Annotated in this window: 1 protein-coding gene and 1 pseudogene; both read right to left on the reverse strand. The window is 71.5% G+C overall.

Annotated elements, in window-relative coordinates; genetic code table 11:
- Positions 1–110 precede the first annotated feature (110 nt).
- On the reverse strand, positions 111–728 hold the full coding sequence (locus ACFVX9_RS39575) for a transposase (protein WP_387987122.1): 618 nt from the start codon (positions 726–728) through the stop codon (positions 111–113).
- Positions 729–775: 47 nt separating this feature from the next.
- A pseudogene (locus ACFVX9_RS39580) lies at positions 776–1,186 on the reverse strand (transposase); the annotation flags it as partial.
- Positions 1,187–1,412 lie beyond the last annotated feature (226 nt).

Below are 1,412 nucleotides of genomic sequence, written 5' to 3' on the forward strand. Positions count from 1 at the left end.
CCCTGCACCGCCGGGCAGGACGCAGTCCGGCATCCGGCATGCGGCCGGTGCCGGACTGCAGCTTGCAGGCACCCTGCCGCACCCCCTGCGCCGGTACTGACTTCGGCGTTTCAGGGTGGGATGTCGGGGGTGAGGCCGGTTCCGGTGAGGAAGCCGTCGAGGACGGCGGGTCGGTACTGGGGTCGTTTGAGCCTGTTGCGGACGAGGGCCTCGAGCCGGTCGAGGGCGGCGGTGGCCAGGTTGGCGAGGCTGCGTTTGGCGTGGGCCCACAGGAACTCGACCGGGTTGAGCCCGGGTGCGCAGGCGGGCAGGGTGAACACGGTCAGCCGGTCGCGGGCCGCGATCAGCTCGCGCATGACGTGGGGGACATGGGTGTTGAGCCGGTCCCAGACGAGCACGATCGGGGCTCTGACCAGCTGGTGCATCCCGTCGATGAGCCCGATGCAATCCTGTTCGGACATGCTGCGGCGTTCACCCTTGCGGCCGCTATGGAGCCGCAGGCGGTGGGACAGGCGTGTCCTGGAGCCCGGCCGCATTGCGATCAGCCCGGCCGCCGATACCCTCCCGGAGCTCCGTCCGGAGGTCCTCACGACCGGGGTGCTGCCCCGCCGGCCCCAGGTGCGTCCCCGGGGCGGACGCCGGGTGAAGCCCGCTCCGTCCCCGAAGCAGACGCAGCCCCCGCACGCCGCCCTGGTGCTTTTACCTCCGCCCAGGCCGCCTCCTTCCACGCCGCGACGGCCTGCTCATCACGTCCGGCAGCCCGCCGTATGGGCACCTGCGGGGTGAACCCGGGCCGGCGCATCAGCCGGGTGGCGCCCGAGACGCTGCAGGAGACGTGGAACTTCCTCCCGATCAGCGCCGCCGCCCTCGCCCCGGTCCACACCTGGTCCCCATCCCAGCCGTGAACCGCGGGCCCCTGGCCGAGATACCCGGCGGGTTTCCCCTGGCAGCGCGACGACAGCCTGCACTCCCGTCCGCCCGGCCCACGGGAACCCAACGCGGCCGTCCCACCCTGTCTCCAGGCCTGATGCCACTGGCAGGCCGACTTCTCACTCACCCGCAGCCGACGGGCCGCCTCGGGAGCCTTGACCCCCCCCCCGGCGAACAGCCCGGCAGCCTCCCCCCGTACACTCTCGCGGCGCTGACGTGCCCTCCCCGTCAACCCGCCCCCATCCGCATACCGCACGTCCAACGGCCTACCGGAACCACCACCCCGACACCAGCACAACAGCCCACCCTCACCCCGAAAAGCTGAAGTCAGTAACCTGCACCGCCGCCTCCGGGAGAAGCTCCGCAACCGCAGAAGCCAGAGCCCGGCGTGACCATTTCCCGGTCTCCAGCTCCTTGACCGTCATCGCACAACGCACCGCAAGCCCCGAAGAATCCACCCGGACAACAGCACCGTCACTGCC

Origin of the sequence: Kitasatospora sp. NPDC058243 (genome assembly GCF_042882025.1) — a bacterium.
Classification (GTDB): Bacteria; Actinomycetota; Actinomycetes; order Streptomycetales; family Streptomycetaceae; genus Kitasatospora.